Source organism: Actinomycetes bacterium (genome assembly GCA_022396035.1).
GTDB lineage: Bacteria > Actinomycetota > Humimicrobiia > Humimicrobiales > Humimicrobiaceae > Halolacustris.
Window position 1 is genome coordinate 1 of record JAIOXO010000035.1, and the last position, 7,395, is coordinate 7,395.

A 7,395-nucleotide genomic window follows, 5' to 3' on the forward strand; every position below is an offset into this window, starting at 1 on the left:
ACTGGCAGGCCATATTCTAAAGATAGGCCAATTTGTGATTCGAATGCCCTTAACTGATCCTGTCTGGAGCTGTTATTCCTGAAGAAATCAAACCCGGTCTCTCCTACAGCTACAATCTTCTTGCTGTCCTCTATTATGCCCCTTAATATATCTTCCTGATTCTGGTCGTACCCTTCTGCATAATGGGGATGAAGGCCCGCTGCCGAATATACATTATCAAAGGTCTCTGATAAAGCTTTAGCCTGCCTGCTTCCTTCTATGCTGGATCCTATATTTATAATATATTTAATCCCTTGCCTGGCTGCCTCTTTTACTGCCTGGTCAGGACTTGATTCTTTTAACATATCCAGATGTGCATGGGTATCTATTAAATCCATTGCTAATCTTCTTTTATTCTAGGGAAAAGAATTTCTTTTTCACCAATAGGAGTGCCTCCAATGTAGCTGCCCCAGCTGCCGTGTGTATCCAGAGTTAAATCCTCTACTTTGTCTTCTATTCCAAACTGGCCTAAAATTCGCTGGCCGATATGGGGCATAAAGGGTGAAACAAGTACAGCCGAAAGCCTTATAGCTTCTACAAGCTGATACAGAACAGCATCAAGCTGTTTTTTATCCTGGTTGCTGCTGCTTTTGGCCAGCGACCAGGGCTGAGTATCTTCAATATATTTATTAGCCTTATTTATAAAATCCCACAACCCTATTAGGCAATCAGAGAATTTAAAGTTATTCATATTCTCAATATATTCGTCTTTTACTTTCTGCCACTCCTGCTCAAATCCTGCGCTGTCCTCCGGCCGGTTAGGGACTTTTCCTTCGCTGAATTTTTTAATCATGGTAACCGTCCTGGACACCAGGTTTCCAATATCATTGGAAAGGTCCCCATTATACCTTTTTACCAGGGAACTGTAAGTGAATGAGCCGTCATTGCCAAAAGAAATATCCCTGGTAACAAAGTAACGGATTGCATCCACGCCATAGTCTTCAGCCAGCTTATCAGGGTCCAGGGTTATACCCTTGGATTTAGATAACTTCTCCTGCCCCAGCAGTATCCATCCATGTATAACTACATGTTCTGGTAATTCAACCCCCAAGGACATAAGCAAAGCCGGCCATATAATAGTATGGAATTTTAATATATCTTTGCCTATGTGATGCTGATCAGCCGGCCAGTATTTTTTAAACAGATGATCATCTTTTAATCCATAGCCCAGCGCAGAAATATAGTTTATTAAAGCATCCACCCATACATAGCAGTAGTGATCGCTGTCAAAAGGAACCAGAACTCCCCAGGTAACCGTGGTCCTGGTAATACTTATATCCTTCAGGCCCTGCTTAAGCAACCCCAGAACTTCATTTCTTCTGACTTCAGGAACCACAAAATCAGGATGCTTCTCCATATATTCCACAAGCTTATCCTGGTATTTGGAAAGTTTAAAAAAGTAATTTTCTTCTTTTACCTTTTCTGTTTTCCGGCCACAATCAGGACAGTTGCCGTCGACCAGCTGTGAATCAAGGAAAAAAGTTTCACAGGGCACACAGTAATTGCCTTCATAATCATGCTTGTAAATATCTCCATTATCCTTAAGATTACTTAAAATGCTCTGTACTGCCTGTTCATGCTGTTTATCAGTGGTCCTGATAAACCCGTCATTACTTATGCCGTAGAGCTTAAGAATTCTTTTCATATCTTTTACCATATTGTCCACATAAAGCTGGGCAGACATCTGGTTTTCCTGAGCAGCCTTAAATATTTTCTGGCCGTGTTCATCAGATCCAGTTAAAAAATAGACATCCTTGCCCAGGAGCCGGTTATACCTGGCCACTACATCAGCCAGTATAAATTCATAAACCTGCCCCAGATGAAGCTTGGAATTCATATATGGTATGGCAGTAGTTATATAAAATTTTTCTTCCATGGTTTACCTCGAATCAATATATCCTAAATTTTTGTGGAAATATTATACAATGTTTGCCGGTCTATGTCATACTGGCCCCTTATTATCTTCATAGCCGCTTTCTTGGAGAGCCCTTCGGACATAAGGTCTACCAGTCTCTGCCTTATCTCCTGGTCAGTAAAGTTTTTTATAGTTTCCCCCGAACAGCCTTCTGCCACCACTACTATTTCTCCTTTCAGCTGCCTTCTTTCTAAGACTGACAGGACCTCGGATACCTTCCCCCTTATAGTTTCCTCATATACTTTGGTTAGCTCTCTGGCTATGCATACCTTTCTGTCTCCATATACCTGGTACAGATCCTTTAAAAAGTCTGCTACCCTGTGGGGAGATTCATAAAATATCAAAGTAAAGGGTAACCTTTTTAACTGCTGCAGCTTACTTTTCCTTTTAGCCTTAGCTTTGGGTACAAATCCTACAAACAGGAAACTGTCCGGGGCAAAACCTGAAAGAATCAGGGCACTCAAGGCAGCATTGGGGCCGGGAATTACGGTTAGATTTAAGTTATGCTCAATGCAATACCTTATCAGCTTATAGCCCGGATCCTGTATGGCAGGCATTCCTGATTCGGTAATCAAAGCCACATCAGTTCCCCTCTGAAGGTATCCGGCAATGGCCATAATTTTATCCTGGCTGCTAAAATCATGATAGCTGATAAGCTTCTTCCTGCCTATCTGGTACCGGTCCAGAAGTTTGCGGGCAGTCCTGGTATCCTCAGCAGCAATTACATCTACCTTACCCAGGGTGGATATAAGCCTGAAACTAGCATCTTCCATATTGCCAATAGGAGTGGCACAAACAAACAGGGTCCCTGATTTTTTTTGTTCCTCCATAAGTTTAATAAATGGTTATATTTATAAATCCCCGGTAAAGCAGTTCTGCAATATAGCCGTAGGCCAGCCAGAAAGGAAGATAGGTAATTTTTACCACTCCCTTTATGGCCCATCTTGATTTATACTCCCAAGGGCATTTGCCTATAGCCAGCTTCAGGGCATAGCCATATATAAACTCGGCAGCAAATATTATGGCCATGTAGATAAACCCCCGCCAGACAAAAGGAACCGGCAGTAAAAAATTATAAAGCGGCCCTATTATTAAACCCAGGCTGCCGTATATGGGAAACATCCATAAATATGATCGGCCCCTGAAACTTAAATCCCTGTATTTTATAAAATCATGAATCGAGGTAAAGAACACCTCGATTCCTACCCCAAAGAAACTATATAAAAGAAAAAGCAACAAATATTTCATTACTCAATCTTTTTAAACATCTCTCTGGGTCTGCCGCATACAGGGCATTTGTCCGGAGCCTGGCCTTCCACCGTATTGCCGCAGAACTGGCAAACATAAATATCGGTATCTTCATTATGGCCTAAATTATCCAAGTATTTTTTGTAAAGCCCGGCATGAATTTTTTCTACCTTATTAGCATAATTAAAACTGGCCCTAGCCTCATCTTCACCATCCTGCTTGGCATCTTCAATCATGGGAGGGTACATATCTTCAAACTCGTAGGTTTCTCCCTCTACAGCCGATTTCAGGTTGTCTTTGGTTGATTTTATGCCATCCATAGCCCTAAGGTGATTGTGAGCATGCACGGTTTCTGCATCAGCAGCTGCATTAAACAGTTTAGCTTCCTGCCCCAAGCCTTCCTCCTGGGCTTTCCGGGCAAAAGCCAAATACTTCCGGTTAGCCTGGGATTCGCCTGCAAATGCATTTTTTAGATTTTTTAAAGTCTTTTCCTTCACCATAACCTAAACCTCCTTGTATTTTACCTCATTATATATTATTAATTTTTCTAGTACTATATATTAATAATTAGTAAATTCAATTTATTGCATGTAAAATAAGGTTATGAAGCCTAAAACCAACTATAGATACACTAGGAGAATAATGGTTCCGCTGCTGATTCTGGTGCTGCTCTATTTTTTAGGCTCCCTGGGTTACATGGTTATAGAGGAGATGAGTCCCCTTGATGCCCTGTTTATGACTACCATTACTATAACCACTGTCGGTTATGAAACTGTAGAACAGCTTTCCACGCCAGGGGTAGTATTTACCATAATATTTATAATAATAGGAACCGGCCTGGCAGCCTACATGTTGATAAGTGTTGCCGACTTTATCTTATCAGAATTTTTATTAGGAAGAATGGAATCAAGAAGGATAACAAAAATGATATCGAAACTAAGAAACCACTACATTATCTGCGGCCTGGGAAGAGTAGGCCTGGAAATTGCCACCGAGCTCAGCCACAACCAGGCTGATTTTATAGTAGTTGATAATGCTCAGAAACCCATAGACATTTGTAAGGAAAATAACTGGCTGTATGTACAGGGTGATGCCTCTAATGATGACATACTTCTGGAGGCAGGAATCGAAGAAGCCAGCAGCCTGTTTGCTGCACTGGATACCGATTCTGATAATGTATATATTACTCTTTCCGCCAAATCCTTAAACCCAGATATTTTTGTAGTAGCCAGGGCTACAGCCCAGGAAACCATCAGCAAACTGGAAAAGGCAGGAGCAGACAGGGTGCTTTCTCCCCAGATTATTGGAGGCAGGAGAATGGCGGCAATGGCTATGCAGCCTCTGGTAACTGACTTTTTGGATACTATAATGGGTACAGAAAATATAGAGGTTCGACTGCTGGAAATAAGGATTGAAAATGGGTGCATCCTGGATGGAAAAACCATTAAAGATGCCAGTGAGCAATATAACCTGGGAGCATTAATTATAGCGGTTATTGAGCCCGGCAAAAAAACTACCTACAGCAAACCTGATGCAAACACTATGCTAACTTCAGGACAGAGCCTTATAGCTATTGGAACCAAGGAACAGATACAGATGCTCTCCAACCTGGCTACTGCAGACTAATGATAAAACTCCTCATGGAACATCCGGTAATCACCGGTTAAAAAGAACTGTACCCTCTCACCGATATTTACCGATTGGTCTCCTATCCGTTCCAGGTACCTGCTGACCAGTGATACGTTGGTTATAAACTTTACATATTCCTCGCTGCCGGAAATTGAGGTATATAATTTTTTTAATATCATCTTCTGTATATCATCAACCGGAGCATCTATTTTATCCAGCTTGGATGCCATCTTATAATCTTTTTTGGCAAATGATTCCAGGGACCTTTTTAGAACTGTCTGCACCAGATTGCCCATCTCCACCAGCAGGTCCAGAATCTCCTTGTCCAGAAACTTATCTTTCTGGTGGGCCAGCTTTTTTATAACCCTGGCTATATTTACTGCCAGGTCCCCAATTCTTTCCAGGTGTATAATTATTATACTGATAGAATGAAGCAGCCTTAAATCCTTGGCTACCGGTTGGTGTTCTGCCTGCAGGACTATGCTTTTTTCCTCTATTGAAATATCATATTCATCTATTTTTACGTCACCCTCTATTACTTCCTGGGCCAGATCGGGATTCATCTCTATAAGGGCCTGAATTACATTATGCACAGCCTCCTGGGCCAGGCTGCCCATCTTAAGTACATCTTCGGTTAATTCTTCTAAGTGCTGGTGAAAAGATTTTCTCATAATAGCCTCAAATCCAAATCATTTTATTTATTTTAACATCTAAACCGTTCTATTTCATTCCTTTTATCCATTCAATTTCCTGATCCTGGCCCTGGCCCTTACTGCGGTACCGGCCCCGGCAAAAATCATAACTATAAGCAACAGCACCAGAGCTGTGCCCCACTGCATATCCTCGGGAGCATCAGTGAGCTGGGTAGCCAGCACATATAAATGATAGGGCAGAGCCATAACCTGGCTGAATATGGAGTTGGGCAGATTGGGCTGGGAAAAAGCAGCCACCGTAAAAATTATGGGAGCAGTTTCCCCTGCTGCCCTGCCTATGCCTATAACCGAGCCGGTTATAATGCCCGGTAAGGCCTGTGGAAGTACCACTTTGATTATGGTCTGCCATCTGGTAGCACCCAGAGCCAGCGATGCATGCCGGTAGGTATCAGGAACGCTTTTTAAGGCTTCCTCGCTGGCAGTAATTATTACCGGCAATATTAAAAAAGCCAGGGTGAGCGAACCTGCCAGGATAGAACGGCCGAAGTTTAAAAAAATTACAAAGAAACCCAGGCCAAACAATCCATAGACCACCGATGGAACACCAGCCATATTTACGATACTCATCCTTATCATCCTGGTTAACCTGGATTTTTTGGCATATTCATTCAAATATATTGCCGAAAGGATACCTATGGGCATAGAGAATATAATGGTTCCTACTATCAGGTATATAGTTCCCATTATAGCTGGGAATATTCCTCCGTCTCTCATACCCGACCTGGGTTTCTGGGAAATAAATTCCCAGCTTAGGGAACCGGCTCCCTTGACTATCAGGTATACTATTATGCCCAGTACAAAAGCCACCACTATTATGGTTAAAAAAAGCAGCAGTCCATAAAAGAACTTCTGTACCATATACTTTTTTTTCATTTGTCTGGACCTATTCAACATCCCTTATCCTGCTTATAAATCTGTCAGATATTAAATTTATCAAGAAAGTAATAATAAACAGTATTAAGCCCACCGCAAACAAGGCTGAATAATGAAGGCCCCCCTGCACTGTTTCACCCATCTCTGCAGCAATAGTAGCAGTAATAGTCCTTACCGGCTGCAGCCATGAAAACACAATGCGGGGAGAGTTACCGGTAATCATCAATACAGTCATGGTTTCCCCTACAATTCTGCCCAGCCCCAGCATGGTAGCAGCCAGTATTCCCGAGGAGGCTGCCGGGACCACTATCTGGTAAGTGGTCTCCCATTTGGTAGCACCCAGGGCCACCGAAGCATGCCTGTATTTGGAAGGAACTGCATTTATGGCATCCTCGGATATAGAAATTATAGTGGGCAGACTCATAAAGGCCAGCATGATCGAGCCGGTAAGAGCAGTAAGGCCGATGCTGAGCTCAAACAGATCCCTGATGAAAGGGGCCAGCAGCTTGATACCGATAAAACCGATTACCACCGAGGGGATGGTGGCCAGCACCTCTATAATGGGCTTAAGGGTTTCTCTGAGCCATCTGGGAGCCAGCTCCCCAATGTAGATAGCCGATCCTATACCCAGGGGTACAGCTATAACTATAGCTCCAAAAGTAATCAGGAGTGAGCCCACAAATAAAGGAACAAATCCAAAATCTTCCATAACTGTGGGTGACCACTTGGTACCGGTTAAAAATTCAAAAATAGGATAGCTGGCAAAAAACCTTAGGGAATTATAAACCAAAAAGGCAAGGATTAACCCCAGCACTATTATGGATAGGATACCATTTAAAAAAACTAATTTGCCTATCACAAAGCTCTTTGTTTTTCTTAACTTAACCTGCCAATTTGTCATTTGGGGTTATTGTATATAAATTTTCTATATTTTTCCATATACGGCAACAGGCTGCAGTTAGGGCAGCCTGTTGCTGG

9 protein-coding genes are annotated in these 7,395 nt (G+C 42.3%); 1 reads left to right on the top strand and 8 read right to left on the bottom strand.

Features of this window, described 5'->3' with window-relative positions:
* From K9H14_08055 to K9H14_08075, 5 genes are all read right to left on the bottom strand, one after another.
* A partial coding sequence (locus K9H14_08055) for a TatD family hydrolase (protein MCG9480139.1) occupies positions 1–377 on the bottom strand: 377 nt, incomplete at its 3' end.
* A 2-nt stretch (positions 378–379) separates the two neighbouring features.
* Positions 380–1,915 (bottom strand): methionine--tRNA ligase, encoded by a 1,536-nt coding sequence (gene metG, locus K9H14_08060; protein MCG9480140.1) that lies wholly within the window; start codon positions 1,913–1,915, stop codon positions 380–382.
* Between the two features lie 23 nt (positions 1,916–1,938).
* On the bottom strand, positions 1,939–2,784 hold the full coding sequence (gene rsmI, locus K9H14_08065) for a 16S rRNA (cytidine(1402)-2'-O)-methyltransferase (GenBank protein ID MCG9480141.1): 846 nt from the start codon (positions 2,782–2,784) through the stop codon (positions 1,939–1,941).
* A gap of 4 nt (positions 2,785–2,788) precedes the next feature.
* A complete protein-coding gene (locus K9H14_08070; GenBank protein ID MCG9480142.1) occupies positions 2,789–3,202 on the bottom strand; it encodes a hypothetical protein in 414 nt (137 codons plus the stop codon).
* Entirely contained in the window at positions 3,202–3,702 is a 501-nt protein-coding gene (locus tag K9H14_08075; GenBank protein ID MCG9480143.1) for a rubrerythrin family protein, read from the bottom strand. Before K9H14_08075 ends, K9H14_08070 begins: the two co-directional genes overlap by 1 nt.
* Before the next feature lie 103 nt (positions 3,703–3,805).
* Here K9H14_08075 and K9H14_08080 point away from each other — a divergent pair, with 103 nt between their 5' ends.
* Positions 3,806–4,828, top strand: coding sequence for a potassium channel protein (locus K9H14_08080; protein MCG9480144.1), 1,023 nt, complete (start codon positions 3,806–3,808; stop codon positions 4,826–4,828).
* Here the strand turns inward: K9H14_08080 and phoU are convergent.
* The 3 genes from phoU to pstC form a co-directional block, all read right to left on the bottom strand.
* Positions 4,825–5,502, bottom strand: a complete 678-nt coding sequence (phoU, locus tag K9H14_08085; protein ID MCG9480145.1) for a phosphate signaling complex protein PhoU — start codon at positions 5,500–5,502, stop codon at positions 4,825–4,827. The genes K9H14_08080 and phoU overlap by 4 nt on opposite strands.
* Positions 5,503–5,565: 63 nt before the next feature.
* Entirely contained in the window at positions 5,566–6,417 is an 852-nt protein-coding gene (pstA, locus tag K9H14_08090) for a phosphate ABC transporter permease PstA (protein MCG9480146.1), read from the bottom strand.
* 10 nt (positions 6,418–6,427) lie between these two features.
* Positions 6,428–7,318 carry a phosphate ABC transporter permease subunit PstC gene (gene pstC / locus K9H14_08095; GenBank protein MCG9480147.1) on the bottom strand — a complete coding sequence of 297 codons (891 nt, stop codon included), beginning with the start codon at positions 7,316–7,318 and terminating at the stop codon, positions 6,428–6,430.
* Positions 7,319–7,395 lie beyond the last annotated feature (77 nt).

What these genes read in the sequence shown, in the direction of transcription:
- K9H14_08075 (MCG9480143.1), bottom strand. Translation starts at nt 3,702, where the DNA reads ATGGTGAAGGAAAAGACTTTAAAAAATCTAAAAAATGCATTTGCAGGC.
- metG (MCG9480140.1), bottom strand. Translation starts at nt 1,915, where the DNA reads ATGGAAGAAAAATTTTATATAACTACTGCCATACCATATATGAATTCC.
- rsmI (MCG9480141.1), bottom strand. Translation starts at nt 2,784, where the DNA reads ATGGAGGAACAAAAAAAATCAGGGACCCTGTTTGTTTGTGCCACTCCT.
- phoU (MCG9480145.1), bottom strand. Translation starts at nt 5,502, where the DNA reads ATGAGAAAATCTTTTCACCAGCACTTAGAAGAATTAACCGAAGATGTA.
- K9H14_08080 (MCG9480144.1), top strand. Translation starts at nt 3,806, where the DNA reads ATGAAGCCTAAAACCAACTATAGATACACTAGGAGAATAATGGTTCCG.
- pstA (MCG9480146.1), bottom strand. Translation starts at nt 6,417, where the DNA reads ATGAAAAAAAAGTATATGGTACAGAAGTTCTTTTATGGACTGCTGCTT.
- pstC (MCG9480147.1), bottom strand. Translation starts at nt 7,318, where the DNA reads ATGACAAATTGGCAGGTTAAGTTAAGAAAAACAAAGAGCTTTGTGATA.
- K9H14_08070 (MCG9480142.1), bottom strand. Translation starts at nt 3,202, where the DNA reads ATGAAATATTTGTTGCTTTTTCTTTTATATAGTTTCTTTGGGGTAGGA.